The organism is Christiangramia crocea, from assembly GCF_022410465.1.
In the GTDB taxonomy this organism is placed as follows: Bacteria; Bacteroidota; Bacteroidia; order Flavobacteriales; family Flavobacteriaceae; genus Christiangramia; species Christiangramia crocea.
In genome coordinates this window covers 194,039-215,021 of record NZ_JAJSON010000016.1, presented here as the reverse complement: position 1 = coordinate 215,021, position 20,983 = coordinate 194,039, and the positions used below count along the sequence as shown (strand labels likewise).

At 40.9% G+C, this 20,983-nt stretch carries 22 protein-coding genes; 10 read left to right on the top strand and 12 right to left on the bottom strand.

Going from position 1 to position 20,983, the window contains the following annotated elements:
• Nucleotides 1–54 precede the first annotated feature (54 nt).
• Nucleotides 55–984 (bottom strand): HU domain-containing protein, encoded by a 930-nt coding sequence (locus tag LU635_RS06945; RefSeq protein ID WP_240097559.1) that lies wholly within the window; start codon nucleotides 982–984, stop codon nucleotides 55–57.
• A 98-nt stretch (nucleotides 985–1,082) separates the two neighbouring features.
• Here LU635_RS06945 and dprA point away from each other — a divergent pair, with 98 nt between their 5' ends.
• Nucleotides 1,083–2,183, top strand: coding sequence for a DNA-processing protein DprA (gene dprA, locus LU635_RS06940; protein WP_240097557.1), 1,101 nt, complete (start codon nucleotides 1,083–1,085; stop codon nucleotides 2,181–2,183).
• Here dprA and trpS read toward each other — a convergent pair.
• On the bottom strand, nucleotides 2,180–3,148 hold the full coding sequence (gene trpS / locus LU635_RS06935; protein WP_240097555.1) for a tryptophan--tRNA ligase: 969 nt from the start codon (nucleotides 3,146–3,148) through the stop codon (nucleotides 2,180–2,182). The two genes, dprA and trpS, sit on opposite strands and share 4 nt — an antisense overlap.
• Before the next feature lie 74 nt (nucleotides 3,149–3,222).
• Between trpS and LU635_RS06930 the strand changes: the two genes are divergently transcribed.
• Nucleotides 3,223–3,966 carry a lysophospholipid acyltransferase family protein gene (locus LU635_RS06930; RefSeq protein ID WP_240097553.1) on the top strand — a complete coding sequence of 248 codons (744 nt, stop codon included), beginning with the start codon at nucleotides 3,223–3,225 and terminating at the stop codon, nucleotides 3,964–3,966.
• On the opposite strand, the gene LU635_RS06925 is transcribed toward LU635_RS06930, so the two are convergent.
• The 4 genes from LU635_RS06925 to recA all read right to left on the bottom strand — a co-directional run bounded on the left by LU635_RS06925 (nucleotide 3,963) and on the right by recA (nucleotide 7,524).
• The gene (locus LU635_RS06925) at nucleotides 3,963–5,399 is read right to left on the bottom strand and encodes a hypothetical protein (RefSeq protein ID WP_240097551.1); all 1,437 of its coding nucleotides are present in this window, start codon (nucleotides 5,397–5,399) and stop codon (nucleotides 3,963–3,965) included. The two genes, LU635_RS06930 and LU635_RS06925, sit on opposite strands and share 4 nt — an antisense overlap.
• Entirely contained in the window at nucleotides 5,396–5,941 is a 546-nt protein-coding gene (locus LU635_RS06920; protein ID WP_240097549.1) for an RNA polymerase sigma factor, read from the bottom strand. The genes LU635_RS06925 and LU635_RS06920 overlap by 4 nt, the downstream gene beginning before the upstream one ends.
• A gap of 43 nt (nucleotides 5,942–5,984) precedes the next feature.
• Entirely contained in the window at nucleotides 5,985–6,422 is a 438-nt protein-coding gene (locus tag LU635_RS06915) for a hypothetical protein (RefSeq protein ID WP_240097547.1), read from the bottom strand.
• Nucleotides 6,423–6,510: 88 nt separating this feature from the next.
• A complete protein-coding gene (recA, locus tag LU635_RS06910) occupies nucleotides 6,511–7,524 on the bottom strand; it encodes a recombinase RecA (RefSeq protein ID WP_240097545.1) in 1,014 nt (337 codons plus the stop codon).
• A 191-nt stretch (nucleotides 7,525–7,715) separates the two neighbouring features.
• Between recA and LU635_RS06905 the strand changes: the two genes are divergently transcribed.
• The 8 genes from LU635_RS06905 (at nucleotide 7,716) to LU635_RS06870 (ending at nucleotide 15,917) form a co-directional block, all read left to right on the top strand.
• Nucleotides 7,716–8,957: a peptidase U32 family protein gene (locus LU635_RS06905; RefSeq protein WP_240097543.1), complete on the top strand. Its 1,242-nt coding sequence runs from the start codon at nucleotides 7,716–7,718 to the stop codon at nucleotides 8,955–8,957.
• Nucleotides 8,957–9,187 carry a ferredoxin gene (locus tag LU635_RS06900; RefSeq protein WP_240097541.1) on the top strand — a complete coding sequence of 77 codons (231 nt, stop codon included), beginning with the start codon at nucleotides 8,957–8,959 and terminating at the stop codon, nucleotides 9,185–9,187. Before LU635_RS06905 ends, LU635_RS06900 begins: the two co-directional genes overlap by 1 nt.
• Before the next feature lie 36 nt (nucleotides 9,188–9,223).
• Nucleotides 9,224–10,255, top strand: a complete 1,032-nt coding sequence (gene trhO, locus LU635_RS06895) for an oxygen-dependent tRNA uridine(34) hydroxylase TrhO (protein ID WP_240097539.1) — start codon at nucleotides 9,224–9,226, stop codon at nucleotides 10,253–10,255.
• A gap of 209 nt (nucleotides 10,256–10,464) precedes the next feature.
• Nucleotides 10,465–11,637, top strand: coding sequence for a PSP1 domain-containing protein (locus tag LU635_RS06890; RefSeq protein ID WP_240097537.1), 1,173 nt, complete (start codon nucleotides 10,465–10,467; stop codon nucleotides 11,635–11,637).
• The gene (locus LU635_RS06885; RefSeq protein ID WP_240097535.1) at nucleotides 11,630–12,118 is read left to right on the top strand and encodes a gliding motility lipoprotein GldH; all 489 of its coding nucleotides are present in this window, start codon (nucleotides 11,630–11,632) and stop codon (nucleotides 12,116–12,118) included. Before LU635_RS06890 ends, LU635_RS06885 begins: the two co-directional genes overlap by 8 nt.
• 14 nt (nucleotides 12,119–12,132) lie before the next feature.
• Entirely contained in the window at nucleotides 12,133–14,445 is a 2,313-nt protein-coding gene (locus tag LU635_RS06880) for a penicillin-binding protein 1A (protein WP_240097533.1), read from the top strand.
• Between the two features lie 108 nt (nucleotides 14,446–14,553).
• Nucleotides 14,554–15,255 carry a CoA transferase subunit A gene (locus LU635_RS06875; protein ID WP_240097531.1) on the top strand — a complete coding sequence of 234 codons (702 nt, stop codon included), beginning with the start codon at nucleotides 14,554–14,556 and terminating at the stop codon, nucleotides 15,253–15,255.
• 2 nt (nucleotides 15,256–15,257) lie between these two features.
• Nucleotides 15,258–15,917: a CoA transferase subunit B gene (locus LU635_RS06870; protein ID WP_240097530.1), complete on the top strand. Its 660-nt coding sequence runs from the start codon at nucleotides 15,258–15,260 to the stop codon at nucleotides 15,915–15,917.
• Between the two features lie 31 nt (nucleotides 15,918–15,948).
• On the opposite strand, the gene LU635_RS06865 is transcribed toward LU635_RS06870, so the two are convergent.
• From LU635_RS06865 to hemB, 6 genes are all read right to left on the bottom strand, one after another.
• Complete coding sequence (locus LU635_RS06865) at nucleotides 15,949–16,308, bottom strand: DUF6616 family protein (RefSeq protein ID WP_240097528.1); 360 nt, start codon at nucleotides 16,306–16,308, stop codon at nucleotides 15,949–15,951.
• A gap of 97 nt (nucleotides 16,309–16,405) precedes the next feature.
• Nucleotides 16,406–17,119 carry a 3'-5' exonuclease gene (locus LU635_RS06860; protein ID WP_240097526.1) on the bottom strand — a complete coding sequence of 238 codons (714 nt, stop codon included), beginning with the start codon at nucleotides 17,117–17,119 and terminating at the stop codon, nucleotides 16,406–16,408.
• A complete protein-coding gene (locus LU635_RS06855) occupies nucleotides 17,109–18,257 on the bottom strand; it encodes a serine hydrolase domain-containing protein (RefSeq protein WP_240097524.1) in 1,149 nt (382 codons plus the stop codon). The genes LU635_RS06860 and LU635_RS06855 overlap by 11 nt, the downstream gene beginning before the upstream one ends.
• 19 nt (nucleotides 18,258–18,276) lie before the next feature.
• The gene (locus LU635_RS06850; protein WP_240097522.1) at nucleotides 18,277–18,750 is read right to left on the bottom strand and encodes a methylated-DNA--[protein]-cysteine S-methyltransferase; all 474 of its coding nucleotides are present in this window, start codon (nucleotides 18,748–18,750) and stop codon (nucleotides 18,277–18,279) included.
• A complete protein-coding gene (locus tag LU635_RS06845; protein ID WP_240097520.1) occupies nucleotides 18,731–19,846 on the bottom strand; it encodes a CNNM domain-containing protein in 1,116 nt (371 codons plus the stop codon). Before LU635_RS06845 ends, LU635_RS06850 begins: the two co-directional genes overlap by 20 nt.
• A 130-nt stretch (nucleotides 19,847–19,976) precedes the next feature.
• Nucleotides 19,977–20,966 (bottom strand): porphobilinogen synthase, encoded by a 990-nt coding sequence (hemB, locus tag LU635_RS06840; protein ID WP_240097518.1) that lies wholly within the window; start codon nucleotides 20,964–20,966, stop codon nucleotides 19,977–19,979.
• Nucleotides 20,967–20,983: the final 17 nt, after the last annotated feature.

The following is a 20,983-nucleotide window of genomic DNA, read 5'->3' as shown; positions in this document are numbered from 1 at the left end:
TTATTTTTGTGCAAAAATAAGGAGGATTTTGGAGCTAAGGCCGTTAATGAAGTATTAAAGTTCCTGAACAAGTAGCCAGGCGCCTTCATTGCTTTTCTTTACCTTGTATAGTTCATTGATCGCTTCCCTCCGTGTTTGATGGCTGGAATATACAACCTGGTGAAGCCCATATTTGTTTGCTCCTATGAGTCTTGCTTTATGGCCATCTTCACGAAGTTCCTTTACTTTTTTCTCTGCATTCTCTTCTACTCTGAAGGCCCCGGCAACGATATGGTAATTACCCGATTGCTTTTCCACTTCAAAGGTTACAGCCGGTAGCGGATTGTCAATCACAAATGTGGCCTGCTGGATCTGTTGCTGCAGTTTGCTTTCAGCTTCCTGCTGTTCAGCGATATTGTGTTTTGAAACCTGACTGCTGTAGATATTAAGACCTGCGAAACTTGAGATACCAATTGCTATAATACCAATGGCCGCATATTTAAGAATGGATGATCTTCTTTTTTCTGGTGTGAATAAAAGAGGAACTTTTTCTTCCAGTTCTTCCACCTGTTGTTTATAAACTTCTCTTTGAACCGCTGTTGTCTTAAATGAATCAAGCCCAAAAGACTGGGTTAGGAAATTGATCTGTGTGAAAGGTTCAAACTGAAGCTTATCTTCGCTGTCCAGGTAAAATTTACCAATATTTGCAAGCTCAGCTCTGGATTCATTTTGCAAGGAATTTTCCAGGTCATAAACGAACTCCTGGATCATATTATTTGCCGAATTATACTTTACGCCTTCCACCTCAGCAATGTAATTTGCCAGAAGTCCGTCATTCTTAATCAACTGCCTGTTGAAAGAGATGAGCTTTTTGGGCGGATAGAATTCGTTAGAATCATCATCAATAAAGGCTGATTGCTTTTGCGATAAAAAAGCTCCGAAACCGGGCAAAACTACGCATTCGTATCTGTAAAGTAGATCCTGGATGTGGCTGGTAATATTCATGGGCAGCAAAAATATAAGTTTTGGCAGTGGGTTAAAGTTACCCAAAGAAATTTTATTAACAAATCTTTTTTTCTGTAATTTTAGTCAAATTAGGCTAAATGAATTCTGAGGACTTACTTTATATCCTTGCGTTGCAACACATTCCAAATCTGGGAGATACGACTGCTAAAAAACTTATCAGGCATTTCGGAAATGCAAAAAATATCTTTAAGGAGAAGAAGTCTAATTTGCTTAAACTCGATGGGGTGGGTAGTGTCAGGATAAAGGAAATTAATGATTCCGGACACTTAAAAGCGGCTGAGGATGAATTAAAATTTATAGATAGCAATAATATTGAATGTCATTATTTTCAGGATATTGATTATCCTGAAAAGCTTAAACATTGTATTGACGGTCCAATCCTTTTGTTTTCCAGGGGGAATATTGATCTTAACCGGAAAAGGATCATCAGTATTGTTGGAACCCGACAAATTACCTCTTATGGTATGCAGTTCTGTGAGAAACTAATTGAAGACCTGGCGCCTTTAGATCCGGTGATAGTATCCGGGTTTGCCTACGGGGTTGATATTACAGCCCAGAAAGCAGCGGTAAAGAATGGACTTCAGACCATTGGCTGCCTGGCTCATGGTCTTAATCAGATCTATCCGAAAGTACATAAGAAGTATGTTGGTCAAGTAGAGGAAAATGGTGGATTTTTCACAGATTTCTGGAGTACCGATAAATTTGACCGCAATAATTTTCTAAAACGCAACCGTATCATTGCTGGTCTTAGCGAAGCCACAATAGTAATAGAAAGTGCCGAAAAGGGTGGCGCTTTGGTAACCGCTGATATTGCAGGTTCTTATGACAGGGAAGTATTTGCGGTTCCTGGAAGGCCTGGTGATAAATTCAGCTCGGGCTCTAATAATCTTATAAAAGCACAAAAAGCTCATGTGCTTACATCAGCAGCAGATATTGCCTATATACTTAACTGGGAAATTGAAGTAAAACAGAAGTCTGTTCAGAAACAGTTATTCGTGCAACTGGAAGATGAAGAACAGAAGCTCTATGATTTTCTTAAAAACAGGGGAAAGACAGAACTCGATCTCCTGGCTCTCAACTGTAATTTTCCAACTTTTAAAACTGCTTCCCTTTTACTCAATATGGAACTAAAAGGTGCTATAAGGCCGCTTCCGGGTAAACTTTTTGAAGCTATCTAATATCCGACTTTCTCACGGACCTTTTTCAAGACCTTATTCGCCACTAATCGCGCTTTTTCAGCTCCCTTTTCCAGAGCCTTATCCACTTCGTTCAGGTTATTCATGTAGTATTCATATTTTTCCCTGGGCTCCTGGAACTTTTCTTTTATCAGTTCAAAAAATGCCTGTTTAGCATGACCGTAACCAAAACCACCAGCTTCATATTTTTGTCTCATTTCGGCGATCTGGTCATCCTCTGCAATCAGCTTATATAAAGCAAAGACATTACATGTGTCCGGATTCTTGGGTTCTTCCAGCGGAGTGCTATCGGTCTGTATTCCCATGATCTGCTTCCTGAGCTTTTTATCAGTCTGGAAGATATTGATAGTATTGTTCTTGGATTTACTCATCTTTTCACCATCGGTGCCTGGAACATACATAGTGTTCCTCTGAACCTTAGCTTCGGGAAGCACAAATACCTCTCCCATTTTGGCGTGAAATCTGGAAGCCACATCTCTGGTCATTTCAAGATGCTGCAACTGATCTTTTCCTACCGGAACTATTTCGGCATCATAAAGAAGAATGTCGGCAGCCATCAGCATAGGATAAGAAAACAATCCGGCGTTCACATCTTCCAGCCGATCGGCTTTATCCTTAAAAGAATGAGCCAGGGTAAGTCTTTGGTATGGAAAGAAACAACTCAAATACCAGGTAAGCTCGGTTACCTGGGGAATATCACTCTGACGGTAAAAAACGCTACGCTCAATATCCAAACCACAGGCAAGCCAGGTAGCCGCTACAGAATAGGTGTTTTGCCTGAGCGTTTCTGCGTCTTTTATCTGGGTAAGTGAATGCATGTCTGCAATAAAAATAAAGGACTCATTATCTGGTTTGTTGGCCATCTTTATCGCTGGCATGATCGCTCCTAGAAGGTTACCTAAATGAGGTGTTCCCGTACTTTGTACTCCTGTAAGTATTCTGGACATTGACTTCTCGAATTTTCCTGCAAAGGTAATTTTTTTATAGAATTCGCTCGGTTCATTTTATTACTTTTGGAAACATGAGTTATTTAAAGAAGGCAGCAATACTGTTATGGCGTATCTGGTTCTATATTTTAATGGTGTTGCCAATAGTAATAATGCTTCCTTTTTTGATAATCATTACCTCTTCTGAAAAATTCTATCCTCAGTTTTTTATTTGTGCCCGTATCTGGGCTAAGATCATCATAGTGGGGATGGGTTTCAGCATAAAGGTAAAAGCTGACCAAATCCCGGAAAAACATAAAAGTTATATGCTGGTGGCCAATCACGCCTCCATGCTGGATATTATGTTAATGCTGTCTGTAATTAAACAACCATTTGTATTTATCGGAAAAAAGGAACTGAGTAGGATTCCTATTTTCGGTTTTTTTTATCGCAGAACCTGCATCCTTGTGGATCGCAATAATCAAAGAAGTAAAAAAGACGCTTTTGAGGAAGCTCAAAGAAGACTTAAACAGGAAAACAGCGTATGTATTTTTCCTGAAGGCGGTGTTCCCGAAGATCGGTCAATTATTCTTGATCAGTTTAAGGACGGAGCTTTCAGACTTGCGATAGAACATCAGACACCCATAGTACCCATTACTTTTCACGATACTAAAAAGCGATTCCCTTATAAGTTCTTTACCGGTGGCCCTGGAATATTGAGGGTGCAAATCCATAATTTTATCTGTACGGAAGGCCTGGAATTAAAAGACCGCCGACTTTTGAAAGAAAGGACAAGGGAGGTGATCCTTAATGAACTTCAGAATCCTTCAGTTTCTTAAAACCTAAGGTTAAGCCCCGAATAAATCCCAAAGTTTACCGGTTGAACATTGTCAACATTCTTGAAGGTATTCAGCTGGTATTTGAAAATAGGCTCAAGGCTGATGCTGAACTTATCATTTAGCTTATAATCCATTCCAAGGCCGATATTTGTACTAAAGCTGGTACTGTTAATATTGCTCGCCTCGCCCAGGTTTGTGGAAGTGTTGCCTGAAACAAGGTCAATACGGTTACGGTCAAGGAAAAGGCTGCTTCCGCCTCCAATGATATTCAGACCGAATTTTTTGTCAATAAGAGAATATTCTATTTCCAGGGGCACTTCAATAAATCCGAATTGCTGATTGATCTCTCCCGGTGTAAAGATGGAAGATGCCAGGGAATTCTGGGAAAAAGATTCAGAAGCCATGTTACCGTTAGGTCTGGCATTGCTTCTTATCTGGATGTTATCTTCATTAGACCTGATGTTCTCAAAACTCGCCGTAAGGGCAGTGGGCGAATATGAGATTTCCTGAATGTTGTAACTCATATTCACTTTGCTTATTCCCGTTCTTATCCTGATTTTATCAGAGAGTTCATAGGCTACTTTTATCCCGTATGAAAGAGTGACCTCAGAAGAAGATGCATTGTTGGAGAATTGAGAGGATAGTTCATTCCCGCTTCCCATGTTCTTGTAGAATAGTGGTGCTGCAAAGGTTGATAGTCTTAGCCTTTTGGCACTTGATTCGGCTATTGCCGTTTCTGTTTTGTCATTTTTCTTTTTCTCTTCCACCTGTGCCAGGGCGTTTTCTTCTTCCTTATGAAGGCTTTCCGTTTTTGTTGAATCTTTTTTGGTTTGAGCAATAATGCCGGAAGTATCCATGCTTGTCGCTTCCGGCCTCATCGCCGCTTTTTCTTCTTCATTTTTCTTTTGTGTCCTGATACTCTTTTCGGTTTCCTCTGAAACTATTGCCGGTTCCAGGCGGTTTTCTTTTTCGGAACCGGTGTTTAATGACGGGTCGTTATTTCCTTGATCCTGAGTAGTTGTTTTTGAGGTTATAGTTGAACTGTTTTCGGCGGAAGAAGATGATGCTCCTCCTGAATCTCGAAATTCCTGCGAAGCTACCTGGTTTTCTGAACCTGTGTCTTCATTTTTTGGGTCATTTTGTAGTTCTTTATCAGTTTCAGATTGCTTTGACTCTTCAGGATTTTCAAATACAACGCCTGGTTCATTCTGAATTGTAGGCTGATTTTGAGTAAAAAGCAGGCTTGCAATGATTACGGCAAGCACAGCGGCAACACCTCCTAATTTTACCCACAGGGGAATGATAAGGGGTCTTCTTTTCTCTTTTTTGTCAAGTTTTGAAGCAATATTGTCCCATATCTTTTCCCTGGGTTCCTTTTCAAAATCCTTGAACTTTTCCTGAAAAATCCGGTCTATGGTCTTCTTTTCTTTCATGATGATTGAGCCGAATTTTGAATATTCTGGTGTTTTTCAATTCTGTCTTTCAATGCCATTCTTGCCCTCGCAAGATTGGATTTTGAAGTTCCTTCCGAGATATTCAGCATATCTGCAATTTCCTTGTGTGAATAGCCATCCATGACATAGAGGTTAAATACCTGTCTGTATCGGTCAGGAAGGTTCTGTACACATTCCAGCAGAAAATGTACGGAAAGCTCTTCAGTTTCAACTTTTATCTCTTCTTCGTGCAGGTGGTCCTCATTGGTAATTCCATAGACTTTCTGCTGGCGGTGCTTCTGTAAAGCGGTGTTTATAACGATCCTTTTCATCCATCCTTCAAAAGAACCCGCATCTTTATATTGAGAGATCTTCTCAAAAATGGTTACGAATCCATCTTGCAGATTATCTTCTGCCTGCTGGTGGTTATCTGAATATTTAAGGCACAACCCGAACAGCTTTGGCGCGTATAAGCGATAAAGCTGTTCCTGTGCTTTTCTATCCTTTTTTTTGCACTTATGGATAAGGTCTTTTAACCCCACTTAAAAGATTTATAACTTTTTATCTGGTTTTTTTGAAGGTCTGTTATGATTGAGACTGAGTGACCGGGATCACCACTGTATCATAAACCGGATCACCATTAACTTCCCCAACTAGGAATTTGAAGGTGTAGTCTTCTTCCTCGTCGATGGGGATGGTAAACTTACTGGTGCCCTGATCTCCACCAACAGTATCATCACAATTGTCGTCAAGCCTTATGGCTGAAATTGCGGAAACAAAAATAGTTCTTCGCTCTTCTCCCACATTGCCTTCTCTTCGTGCATCTATTCCTGCAAAATTATGACATGCCGATGGGAGAATATAAGTTACAGTAATTTCGTAGGTTTCACCAAATTCGAATTCATCTGGAAGGTCATTTGCCACGATCTCTGCTAATTCGTATTCTATCCTTGGGCTGTCATCATCTATTGAACAGCTTGTAAACGCTATAAATGTAAATAAGATAAATACTAACTTTTTCATTTTAATAATATTGTTTTGTTAGTAGATGCTTATTTCTGTAAAAGGTTGCGTTATAATTAAAAAAATCCCCAACCGGGGATTTTTTTAATTATTCTTTAGCGATCTTGATCGCATTTTTGATCTTCTCTTCAAGCTCTTCCATTAGATCGGGATTGTCTTTAAGTAAGATCTTAACAGCATCCCGTCCCTGCCCCAGTTTGGTATCTTCATAACTGAACCAGGATCCACTCTTTTTAATGATCTCGTAATCAACGCCTATGTCGATGATCTCCCCGATTTTAGAAACTCCTTCACCATACATTATGTCAAATTCTGCAGTTTTAAATGGTGGTGCAACCTTGTTCTTCACAACCTTAACCCGGGTTTTGTTACCCGTGACATTATTGTTGCTATCCTTTATTTGGGTTGACCTCCTAATGTCCAGCCTAACCGAGGCATAAAATTTAAGAGCATTACCCCCGGTGGTGGTTTCAGGGTTACCGAACATCACACCGATCTTTTCCCTTAACTGGTTAATAAAGATCACGGTACAGTTTGTCTTACTGATTGATGAGGTAAGCTTTCTCAATGCCTGGGACATTAATCTTGCATGAAGTCCCATTTTTGAATCTCCCATCTCACCTTCGATCTCGCTTTTAGGCGTTAGTGCCGCAACCGAGTCGATCACGATAATATCTATCGCCCCTGAGCGAATCAGGTTATCGGTAATTTCAAGGGCCTGCTCCCCATTATCTGGTTGAGAAATAATAAGATTATCGATATCCACATCAAGCTTTTCAGCATAAAACCTGTCAAAGGCATGCTCAGCATCGATAAAGGCAGCAATACCGCCTTTTTTCTGGGCCTCAGCGATCGCGTGAAGTGTAAGTGTAGTTTTACCGGAAGATTCCGGACCATAGATTTCTATCACTCTTCCTCTTGGATATCCTCCAACTCCGAGAGCAAGGTCAAGGCCTAATGACCCCGTGGAGATAGCATCTACATCTACCACGACCTGGTCGCTCATCTTCATTACGGTTCCCTTGCCGTAGGTTTTATCCATTTTATCCAGGGTAAGCTTCAAAGCCTTTAACTTCGCTTCTTTCTCTTTATCGTTGCTCATGTATGAATTTTAAATTGAATAATTAAGGACTGCTAAAATAGTACAAGTTTTTCTGCAATACAATAAAACTTATGCTTCATTTATGGAAATATTCCAAAATTATGGAATAGGATTTTGTTTGTACAGGATGACAATGCTCATAAAATGATTTTTATGAAATCAGTATTTTTGCAAACCCTAAATTTTTAGTTATGACCATGTCTGGAAAAATTGAGCTAATGGCTCCGGCTGGAAACTTTGAGTCACTGCAGGCGGCCCTTGATAACGGAGCTGATTCAGTGTATTTTGGTGTAGAGCAGTTGAATATGCGTGCACGTGCCAGTATGAATTTCACTATTGATGATCTGCCTGAAATAGTTAACAGATGTAATAAAAAAGTAGTAAGGACCTATCTTACCCTTAATACCATTATTTATGATCACGACCTCTCTATTATAAGAACCCTTATAGATGCCGCAAGAAAGGCAAATGTAACTGCGATTATAGCAATGGATCAGGCGGTAATTGCCTATGCCCGACAGGTAGGGATGGAAGTTCATATTTCTACGCAGATAAATATAACCAATATTGAGACGGTTCGGTTTTATTCTATGTTTGCAGATACAATGGTAATGAGTCGGGAGCTGAGCTTACGTCAGGTGAAAAAAATTTGCGATCAGATAGAAAAAGATAAAATTAAGGGTCCATCCGGAAATTTGGTTGAAGTTGAGATCTTCGGGCATGGAGCTTTATGCATGGCTGTATCGGGGAAATGCTATTTAAGTCTCCATTCGCATAATTCTTCGGCAAACAGGGGAGCCTGTAAACAGAACTGTCGTAAGAAATACACGGTAGTGGACCAAGAGTCTGGTTTTGAAATAGAGCTTGATAACGAGTATATGATGTCTCCAAAAGACCTCTGTACCCTCGACTTTCTGGACCAGGTGATCGATACTGGGGCTAAAGTGCTTAAAATAGAAGGAAGAGGAAGGGCGCCCGAGTATGTTGCTACAGTTATTAAAACCTATAGAGAAGCAATTGATGCATACTATGATAATTCCTATTCTGCAGAAAAAGTAGAAGGCTGGATGAAAGACCTTGAAAAGGTATATAATAGGGGTTTTTGGAGCGGCTATTATCTCGGGCAAAAACTAGGAGAATGGAGCGAAGGTTCCGGATCGCATGCGACTCAGAAGAAAGTCTACGTGGGAAAAGGTGCGCATTATTTTCCAAAACCAGGAATTGGAGAATTCAAGATCGAGGCTTATGATATTAAAGTAGGAGACCGAATATTGGTTACAGGTCCCACCACCGGAGTGAAAGAATTTGATCTTGAAGAGCTTATGGTGAATGATGAAAAATCTGAAATAGCCACTAAAGGGGATTCATGCACTATTCCGCTTGATTTTAGGTTACGTCTTTCAGATAAACTCTATAAAATTGTAAAGGTCTAATGGTAGTTGTAACTTTGCAGCGTCAAAAATGCATTGGTTGTAATTATTGTGTGGAAATGGCACCGGGGCAGTTCCGGATGTCTAAAAAAGACGGAAAGGCTGTACTGCTAAATTCGAAGGAAAAAAAAGGATTTTATACGCTTAAGTCTCACGATAACAGTATCTTTGACCCCTGTTTGCAGGCACAGAAAGCCTGCCCGGTACATATAATTACCGCGAAAATTTTATAATTGAAAATACTTTAACTCTTAAAATATTGGTATAGCATGCAACTGTACAATAAATTAAGCGCTAAAGAAAGAGAAGCCCTTTTAGAAGAAGCCGGTGAAGACAGGCTTACGCTTTCTTTCTATGCTTACGCAAAGATCGGAAATCCTGAATTATTCAGAAATCATTTGTTTATTGCCTGGGACCAGATGGACGTTCTTGGAAGAATCTATGTTGCCCATGAAGGTATCAATGCGCAGCTTTCGGTTCCCGCCAAACGTTTCAATGAATTCAAGGCATTTATAGATGATATTTATTTTCTGAAAGATGTTCGGTTGAATATTGCCATAGAACACGATATCAAGTCTTTCCTCAAACTTAAGGTAAAGGTTCGTAATAAGATCGTGGCCGATGGACTGAACGATGAGACTTTCGATGTAACCAATAAAGGTGTACATGTAGATGCTGCTAAATTCAATGAACTTATCAGCGATCCAAACACGGTATTGGTAGATATGAGAAATCACTATGAAAGCGAGATCGGACATTTCCAGGGAGCAATAACCCCTGATGTGGATACTTTCCGTGATTCTTTGCCTATCATAGAAGATGATCTTAAGGAGCATAAGGAAGACAAAAACCTGGTTATGTACTGTACAGGTGGAATTCGTTGCGAAAAAGCGAGCGCCTATTACAAACATCGTGGATTCAAGAACGTCTACCAGCTGGAAGGTGGTATTATTGAATATACGCGACAGGTGCAAAACCAGAACCTTGAAAATAAATTTATCGGAAAGAACTTCGTATTCGATCATCGTAGGGCCGAAAGAATTTCAGAAGATGTGATTGCTCAATGCCACCAGTGTGGTAAACCTTGCGATACGCATGTTAACTGTGCCAATGAAGCCTGTCATTTATTGTTCATTCAGTGTGAGGAATGTGCTAAAAAAATGAATAATTGCTGTTCAGATAATTGCAAGGAAATAGCGGCATTGCCTTACGAGGAGCAGAAGAAACTGCGAAAAGGAAAAGGCGCGAGCAATAAGATTTTCAAAAAAGGCAGGTCCGAGGTTTTGCTGTTTAAGCAATAGGTTTCCTCTCTAAAATGGTGGTGCCAATTAATATTGGTATATTTACTTTTGAAAATTTTTTATGAACCTCAAGAAGGTGCTTTAAAAAAATGCGGTAGGCTGAAGTTTTCAGCCTTTGTGAAGATGAAGGAGATCCTGCAGGAAAATTGATTAAATGACAGGATGATGTTTATACGCGTTAGAGCTTACCTTCTCAATATATATAATATATGGCTTGCAGCAGTTGCTCGACCGGGAAAGACGGTCAGCCTAAAGGATGTAAGAATAATGGAACCTGCGGAACCGACGGATGTAACAAACTCACCGTTTTCGACTGGCTTTCTAATATGTCTCTTCCGGGAGGGGTGGAACCCTTCAATTTTGTCGAAGTCCGTTTTAAAAATGGACGGAAGCATTTCTATAAAAACACCGAAAATTTAAGTCTGAGCATCGGAGACGTTGTCGCTACCGAAGCCAATCCCGGCCACGATGTTGGGATGGTAAGTCTTACTGGCGAGCTGGTAAGGGTTCAGATGAAAAAGAAAAAGGAAGATCCGGAGTCTCCTGAGATCCTGAAGGTCTACCGAAAGGCTTCTCAGAAAGATATTGATGTTTGGCAGGAGGCCCGGGACAGGGAAGAAAAGATCAAACAGCGATCAAGGCAGATAGCGATCAGGCTGAACCTTAGCATGAAGATAAGTGATGTGGAATTCCAGGGAGATGCCTCTAAGGCCACTTTCTATTATACGGCAGAAGATCGTGTGGATTTCCGCCAGCTTATTAAGGAATTTGCTCGCGAATTCAATACGCGCATAGAAATGCGTCAGATAGGGCTCCGCCAGGAAGCAGCAAGGCTTGGAGGAATTGGCTCCTGTGGCCGTGAACTATGTTGTTCTACCTGGCTTACAGATTTCAGATCGGTAAGCACATCGGCCGCAAGGTATCAGCAATTATCCCTCAATCCGCAAAAACTGGCGGGACAGTGCGGAAAATTGAAGTGCTGTTTGAACTACGAACTTGATACTTATCTGGAAGCTTTAAAATCTTTTCCGAAAACCGACGTTAAACTAAAGACCAAAAAAGGAACGGCTGTTTGCCAGAAAATTGACATTTTCAAGGGCCTTTTATGGTATGCTTATGAAGGGGAATGGATGAACTGGCATAAACTCACACCCGAGCAGGCTAATACGATCATCGCCAAAAATAAAAAAGAAGAGGCGGTAGGAAGTCTGGAAGAATATGAGTTAGAGATTCAGATGGAGGAAGGAGATAATAAAGGCTTTAAGGATGCCGTAGGAGAAGATAGTCTGACCCGTTTTGATAAACCCAGGCAACAGAGAAAAAAGAGAAGTAAAAAAAGAAAAAAGCGGAAAGGAAATACTTCAAAGTCTAAAAATGCGTAGTGCAGTTTTTGTTTCTTTTTTGGTTTTAGTGATCATCATGGCCTCATCCTGTGACAGGAAAAGAGTGTATGATGAATATAAACCTGTAAGTGGGTGGCATAAAGACTCGATAGTTTCATTCGATCTTGGAAGTCTTGATTCCACTAAGGTATATGATCTGTTCATCAATATTCGAAATAATAAGGATTATCAGTACAGTAACCTGTTTTTGATCACAGAGATCAAGTTCCCTCAGGGAAAGGTCATAAGCGATACACTGGAATATGAAATGGCAAGACCAAATGGAGAATGGCTCGGCACGGGTTTTGGTGACGTAAAAGAAAACAAGCTGTGGTACAAGGAGAAGGTACAATTTAATGAACCAGGGGATTATATGGTAACCATTCAGCAGGCGATGCGGAAGAATGGGGAAGTAGAAGGGATAGAAGATCTCCAAGGTATCACCCACGTTGGATTGAGGATGGAAAAAAGTGAAAATTAATTTTTAAAAAATAAATGGCCCGCACATCTAAAAAATCGAAGAAACCTGCGCATAGCAATAGAAAATATATACTTGGCTTCTGGACTTTATTCGGAATAGGTTTATTGGTCGCAGTATTTATTTTCCTGCTTGCCGGTTGGGGAGCATTTGGTAAGATGCCCACCTTTGAAGAACTGGAAAATCCTGAAACGAACCTGGCTACGGAAATATTTTCTTCAGATGGGGAGACCCTTGGGAAATACTACAACGAGAACAGAACTCCCATTAAATATGATGATCTTCCAGAACATCTGGTGCAGGCCCTGGTAGCTACTGAAGATGAACGCTTCTACCAGCATGCCGGGATCGACGCTAAGGGAACGGTAAGAGCAGCAGTTTACCTGGGAACACGAGGCGGGGCAAGTACAATTACACAACAGCTGGCCAAACTTCTTTTTACAGAAGATGTTTCCAGTAATCCTTTTGCCCGTGTTTTACAAAAGGTCAAGGAATGGATCATTGCCACCAGGCTTGAGCGCCAGTATACCAAGGAAGAGATCATTACCATGTATTTTAATAAATATGATTTTGTATACCAGGCGGTGGGAATTCGTTCAGCGTCAAAGATTTATTTTGATAAAGAAGCCAAAGATCTGAATATTCAGGAATCTGCGGTTCTTGTCGGAATGTTGAAAAATGCATCTTTATATAATCCGGTTAGAAGACCGGAAATGGTAAAAGCGAGAAGGAATCAGGTTTTTGAGCAGATGGCTAGAAATGGCTACATATCAGAAACTGAAATGGACTCCCTCCAACAATTACCTATGAAGATCGAATTCACTCCTGAAGGTCATGATGAAGGAATGGCGACTTATTTCAGGGCGTATCTTCAGGGATTCATGAAAGAATGGATAGAGGAGAATCCTAAACCAGACGGAAGTGAATATAGTCTTTACCGGGATGGTTTGAAGATATATACCAGTATAGATTCCAAAATGCAGGAATATGCCGAAGAGGCAGTGAAAAAGCATATTTCCCATATTCAGAAGGAATTTGACCGTCAGAATGAGAGTAACCCTACGGCGCCTTTCAGGGATATTGACAATGCTGAAAAGGAGAATATCATCGAAAGTTCTATGAAAAGATCAGAGAGATGGCGCAAGATGAAAGCACAGGGAAAATCTGAAGAAGAGATCAGAAAGTCATTTACTGAAGAGGCGGAAATGCGGGTTTTTAGCTGGAATGGAACCATCGATACCGTAATGACCCCTAGAGACTCCATCCTATATTATAAATCTTTTTTACAGGCAGGAATGATGTCCATGGTTCCGCAAACGGGAGAGGTAAAGGCCTGGGTTGGAGGTGCCAATTTTAAACATTTCAAATATGATCACGTAAAACAGGGGAGAAGGCAGGTAGGTTCTACGTTCAAACCTTTTGTGTATGCTACTGCTATAGATCAGCTTAAGTTTTCACCCTGTGATACTTTACCTAAAACAAGGTTTACCATTGAAGCAGGGAAACACGGAAATCAAAACGACTGGTCTCCCAAAAATGCCGGAGATTCTGATTACGAAGGAATGGTTTCCTTAAAAAGTGCTTTGGCACAGTCAATTAATACAGTTACAGCAAGGTTGATAGATAAAACCGGACCTCAGCCTGTAATAGATCTTGTTGGTAAATTAGGGATCCAAACTGATAATATTCCAGCGGTTCCATCAATAGCGCTTGGTGTCGCCGATATTAGTCTTTTTGAAATGGTTTCTGCTTTCAGCACATTTGCTAATCAGGGAGTTTACGTAAAACCTGTAATTGTTAATAGGATCGAAGATAAGAATGGAACTGTTCTTTATCAGCATGTCCCGGAAACCCGTGATGTGCTCAGTAAGGAAGCTGCCTTTGTAACTGTTAACCTGCTTGAAGGAGTTACACAATATGGTTCTGGTGTACGACTCAGAGGAACCTGGGCGAAAGGGCGGCAGGATTATGAAAGAGCCGTAACGGGATATCCATATGATTTCAAGAATCCTATAGCCGGAAAAACAGGTACCACTCAGAATCAGAGTGACGGCTGGTTTATTGGAATGGTGCCCAATCTTGCTACCGGTGTATGGGTAGGGGCCGAAGACCGTTCGGTTCATTTCCCAACTATCACTTATGGGCAGGGAGCCACCATGGCATTACCTATTTGGGGGATGTATATGAAAGATGTTTACAGCGATGAAGATCTTAAGGTATCCAAGGAGGGATTTGAACGTCCCGAGAACCTTAGTATCGAAGTAAATTGTGAGAATTATGGAGCTTCAAAAGAAACTGATAATTCGGTCCCGGATGAACTTGATTTTTAGACTATTCTCAATAAAAGCATTTAAGATTTCTTAATTATTCAATAAGTCTCCCTTCTAACCGTTGTAGTCAGCTTTTTATTTTCGTATTTTCGGGTAAAATTCTGAAAAATGATCATAAAAACGGTTGATAATGTGCAGGAGGCTCTTAAAGGGGTAAAAGATGGAATGACGTTTATGCTCGGTGGATTCGGTCTATGCGGAATCCCTGAGAATGCGATTTCTGAACTGGTACGCCTGGATGTAAAGAATCTTACCTGTATTTCGAACAATGCCGGGGTAGATGACTTTGGCCTCGGACTTCTACTACATAAAAAGCAAATTGACAAGATGGTCTCCTCCTATGTTGGAGAGAACGAGATCTTCGAGAAGCAGATGCTTAGCGGAGAACTGGATGTTGAACTGATCCCGCAGGGAACGCTTGCGGCCAGATGCCAGGCTGCCCAGCAAGGATTCCCGGCAATATATACACCTGCAGGTTACGGTACCGAAGTAGCCCAGGGAAAGGAAACCCGTGAATTCAATGGGAAAATGTATGTTCTGGAAGAAGCTTTCAAGGCAGATTTTGCTTTTGTAAAGGCCTGGAAAGGGGATAAGGCCGGAAACCTTATTTTCAAGGGAACAGCCAGGAATTTTAATCCGGTAATGTGTGGTTCAGCAAAAATAACCGTCGCTGAGGTAGAAGAACTTGTGGAGCCTGGGAAATTAGATCCTAATCAAATTCACATTCCCGGAATCTTTGTACAAAGGATTTTCCAGGGTGAGGATTACGAGAAAAGAATTGAACAACGCACTGTAAGACAAAAAGTATAAGTATGGCACTTGATAAAAACGGAATAGCACAAAGGATAGCCAAAGAGGTAAAGGATGGTTACTATGTGAACCTTGGAATTGGAATTCCCACTCTCGTTGCCAATTTTGTTCGTGATGATATTCAGGTTGAATTTCAGAGCGAGAATGGTATTTTAGGGATGGGACCCTTTCCTTTCGAAGGAGAAGAGGATGCCGATCTTATAAATGCGGGAAAACAAACCATTACTGCCTTGCCTGGAGCCAGTTTCTTCGACTCCGCTACAAGTTTCGGGATGATAAGAGGGCAGCACGTGGATCTTACAATACTTGGAGCGATGGAAGTTGCAGAGAATGGAGATATTGCTAACTGGAAGATCCCTGGAAAAATGGTAAAAGGTATGGGTGGAGCCATGGACCTGGTGGCCTCAGCTGAGAATATCATCGTAGCCATGATGCATACCAATAAGGCCGGGAAATCAAAACTCCTTAAACGCTGTACCTTACCCTTAACCGGTGTTGGCTGTGTAACGAAGATAGTTACTAATCTGGCTGTTATGGAAGTCACAGTTGATGGCTTTAAACTGCTGGAAAGAGCCCCTGGAGTAAGTGTAGAAGATATAAAGACAGCTACCGAAGGAAGACTGGTAGTAGAAGGAGATATTCCCGAGATGAAACTCGATTAAAAAAAAGGCCGGAAACTTTCCGGCCTTTTTTTTAGGTTAATGAAGTTGAACTTTCTTCAATATCTATAAGAAAATCTATGGCTTCATCCTGAGAAATTAATCTTCCCCTTGAATTTGCCTGGGAGAAATACTCATACCATCCAACATTTTTCAGATTGCTTTCAAGGACCTCTACCTCACTGACCGAGGGCATCTTCCAAACCGTCATATAGCGATAGTCACTACGATAGGGGGTGTGTTCATCGTTTCTTGCCCAACCAAGATTTTCCACGCCACTGGCCTTCATGTTTTTAATTCGGCCTCTCATGTCCTCCATCAGCTTACGTCTCTCCTCATGACCGAGCTTCATCCATTTGGTAGTAACGTTCCACATTTCAATGTATAAATACATAATTTAAGATTTATTGGTTTAGAATAAATTAAAGTTAAACATTTAGGGATTGGAAAGCCAAGTTATAATCTTTGAATAACAGTATTTTAAGAATATTTTATACTGAAACGATCTCAGAGTCTTCCAGAAGGGGCTCCTGTCGTAACTTTAGGATCACCTGGGCTATTGCGAGCACGTCTCTTTCGCAATATTCCACAACCCTGTCCAGTTCACCCTTTTCATAATAAACCTCCCTTACCATAGAGCCATCTATATCTTCTTTTGGAGAAGGTATCCCCAGTACATGGGTAAGTAGTTTGAGCGAAGTGTAGTGTTTGAAATCACCAAATTTCCATAATTCAAGGGTGTCCAGGTGGGGCACTTCCCAGGGCTTTTTTCCGAAGAGGTCCAGCTTTGAAGGCGGGCGCATATTATGGATTAGCATTCGACGCGCGATGTATGGGAAGTCGAATTCCTTTCCATTATGAGCGCAAAGTAAGTGATAGGGCTGAAAGAAATGTTCTTCAAGTAATGCCGTGAAATCCTTTAACAGTTTTTCTTCCTCTCCTTTAAAGCTGGTAAGCCTGAAGTTCCGGCTTCCATTTCTGAAACTAAAAAAGCCAACAGAGATACAGATGATCTTTCCGAATTCACTCCATATTCCGGCTCTTTCATAGAATTCTTCGGCTGTAAAATCTTCCTTGCGCTGATATTTGGATTTTTCCTCCCAAAGCAGCTTTTTCTCTTCACTCAGGTCGGAATAATTTCGGAATTCGGGAACCGTTTCTATATCAAGAAACAGGATATTTTCCAGCTTTAATTTATGAAGCATGATCTAACATGTTATAGGCCTCATCAATATACATATAAAAATCCTTGTAATGCTTTTCCTCTTCACCCTTACGAATAAGTTTTCGTCCAAGCCTTACGATCACCAGATTGTCTTCGGGAATTATTATAACGTACTGGCCTAAAACTCCTCTCATATAGAAGATTTCTTTGCCTTTATAGTCACTTAGCCAGAAACCGAATCCATAATAAGGAGATTCTTCAAATCTAGGCTTGGAAGCCAGAGCGATAAAAGATGAATCCAGGAGTTGTTGGCCTTTCCATGCACCATAATTTTTGAACAGTTTACCAAATTTCCCAAAATTACGGGCATTGCTTGAAATACAGCAATAAGCCTTTTCCATTTCACTTTCCTCACTGTCTAACTGCCAGAGCGCATCATCATTCATACCTAAGGGCTTCCAGAAGCTTTGGCTTAAATAATTGCTGAGGCTGGTTCCGGTTGCTTTTTCAATCACCATTCCCAGTAATTCTGTATTTCCGCTCAGATATTCAAATTCCTGACCTGGTTCTTCAACCACCTCTAACGCCAGGATTTGTTCCCTGATATTTTTGCCAAAATAGGCTCGTGCCGTTGAGCCAAAAGGATTATAATAGTTCTCATCCCAGTTGAGCCCGGTAGACATGGAGGAAAGGTCTCCAACACTAAGACTTTTATCGAACTGAGGATAAAAATCTGCCACTGGCTGATTGATATTTTCGATATAGCCATCCTGAATTGCTTTGAACATTAACGCAGTAACAATACTCTTCGCCATGGAGAAAGAATTTGTTTTAGATTTCTTTCCGTAGCCATCATAATATTTTTCAAACCAGATACTGTCATTCTTAATGATAAGGAAAGCTGCTGTCTCCAGTTCCCGGTTAAGGCTATCCAGGGTTGAAGTTGCCTCAACTTCATTATACGCCCTGTGTAATGGCCATTCCTGGATGCTATCGGAATTCTTGATCACATGATTCTCAAAATAAGGATAGTCGTCTATGAATGCCGTTTTATGGCCTGTAAGATAAGTGGTGCTAACTGCCTTGAAAATATAACCATAACCAAGTACATATAGAATAAGGGAAGCGAAAAGTAAAAATCCTAGGAATATTAGCAGATAGCGAACCAGTTTCTTCATAGGATGAATTTAAGGAATTTTAGAATAGGCTTCGCTGGGCTGGAGGATTTTCCAAATCCAGAAGCCATTTTTTGCGATGCAGGCCTCCGGCGTAACCGGTAAGAGATCCGTCGCTGCCAATCACCCGATGACACGGAATAATGATCCATAAAGGATTTTTCCCATTTGCTGAAGCAACTGCTCTAATGGCTTTTTCATCCCCAAGGGCTCTGGATAACTCCAGATAGGAGGTAGTTTTTCCATAGGGGATCTGGAGTAATTTATTCCATACCATTTTTTGAAAATCGGTGCCTTTTGGATTGAGCTTTAGATCAAAATCCTTCAACTCGCCTATAAAATAAGAAGCGAGCTGATCTGCCGCAGATTTTAATTCTGAAGGTATTTCTTTAGAAACTGGTTCATCCGAATTAAGAATTTTTAAATAGGAAAGTCCGTCTGAATCGCCACCCAATTCAGCAATTCCCAGGGGAGTTTTAATTCTGGCTGTTTTCATTGGTTTCTTCTTCCTGGTCTTCGGTTTCCTGATCCTGTTTTCTCTGGATCAATCCAAGGCGTTTTGCCCTGCGTTCCCAATTCTTCCGGGCAAGCATCTGCATATCTTCCACACTGTCGCTCTCGTCCATTATTTCAAGACCCAGAAGAGTTTCGATGATATCTTCCATAGTAACGATTCCGGTCACGTTCCCATATTCATCAACTATCATGGAGATATGTGCCCTCTTTTGAACAAATATCTCAAAAAGTTCCGGGATAGGGGTGTTGTCTTTAGTGACCAGGATCTCTCTTTTGATACTGCTTAAAGGTTGCCTTCCCTTTTCATCAATCATTTGCTCCAGTACGTCATCTTTCAAGATAAATCCGGTAATATGATTGGATTTGTCCCGGTAAATGGGGATACGGGAGAATTTCAGGTTTCTATGGCTATTATGAAAATCTTCCATCGACATTCGTTCATCTTCAGTAATAGCGACCGAAAATGGCGTCATTACATCCTTGGCTTCTACTGATTTGAACACAAGTAAATTTTTGATCACAGTGGTTTCGCTTTCTTCGAAAACTCCTTCCTCTTCGGCTGCATCAGTTATTGCGGCGAATTCTTCCCTGCTCATGCTGCTAACGTGTGCCGATTTACCTATTAGTTTCGTGGTTAACATCATCAGCCAGAGAATGCCGGTATACTTTAGCGGAAAGATCATTATTGTAAGAGACCTGGCCGTGAAATTACCCAGTCTTTGCCAGTAGGTCGCGCCTATAGTCTTTGGAATGATCTCAGAAAGTACCAGGATAGCCATGGTCATTATCGCTGAAACGATTCCCACCGCATTTCCTCCATCTCCAAAGGTCTTTTCGGCCTGGACCCCCACAAGGATCGCCCCCACCGTATGAGCCACGGTGTTTATAGTGAGTATTGCAATTAATGGCTTATCGATATCCTGCTTTAGGTGAGCAAGAATCTTGGCATACTGCTTTCCTTCTTTTCTCTTTATCTTTATGTAGGATGGAGTAATGCTAAGTAAAGCCGCCTCCAGGATAGAACACATAAATGAAAAGAAGATCGAAAGTGCAGCAAAAATGAATAATAAGCCCATACGCTTAATTAACTGTTTGACTGGCTAATTTAGAGATTCTGAAAACAAATTTTTCAAAAGAAATTATAAAAGCCTAAACTAAGACAGCCTTTTCATTCGAAAAGGCTGTGATAGAAATGTCAATTTATTATCAGGAAATCAGTTTTACTGCTTCTTTGGCGAAATAACTGGCGATTATATCGGCACCGGCACGTTTTATAGCAGTGAGTTGTTCAAGCATCACGGCATCATGATCGAGCCAGCCTTTTTCTGCAGCCGCTTTTATCATGGCATATTCTCCGCTTACCTGGTAGACGGCCACCGGAACATTCACGGCATTTTTGATGTCGCGCACAATGTCAAGGTAACAAAGCCCGGGTTTTACCATCACTATATCAGCTCCTTCCTCGATATCCATTAAGGTTTCCCGGATAGCTTCCTCGCGATTGGCGGGATCCATCTGGTAGGTCTTTTTATTTTTGGGAATATTCTCTGCATCTACGGGAGCCGAATCGAGCGCGTCCCGAAAAGGTCCATAAAATGCCGAAGCATATTTTGCACTATAACTTAAGATACCTGTATCATGAAAACCTTCATCTTCCAGCAGGCTTCTTATCTCGAAAATGCGGCCGTCCATCATATCACTTGGAGCTACGAAATCGGCACCAGCTTTGGCATGTGAAAGTGCCATTTCCGAAAGAACGGCCGTGGTGTCATCGTTCAATACCTTTCCACCATCGATTATTCCGTCATGACCGTATTGAGAATAAGGATCAAGAGCCACATCGGTCATTACCAGCATCTCAGGAACAGCATTCTTTACAGTTTTGATAGCCCTCTGCATTAATCCTTCAGGATTTATGGCTTCTTTTCCTGCATTGTCTTTCAGATTTTCCGGAACTTTCACGAACAGCAATACCGACTTAAGACCTAAATTCCATAATTCCCTTACTTCCTTTTCGATAAGATCAAGGCTATATCTGTAATAACCAGGCATAGAGGCAATCTCTTCCTTTACATTCTTTCCTTCTACGATAAATAGCGGAACTATAAAATCGTTAGGAGAGATTACTGTTTCCCTGACCAGTGACCGTATAGATTCGTTGGTTCTCAGTCTTCGATTACGACGTAATGGATACATATTTTTCAATTATCAGT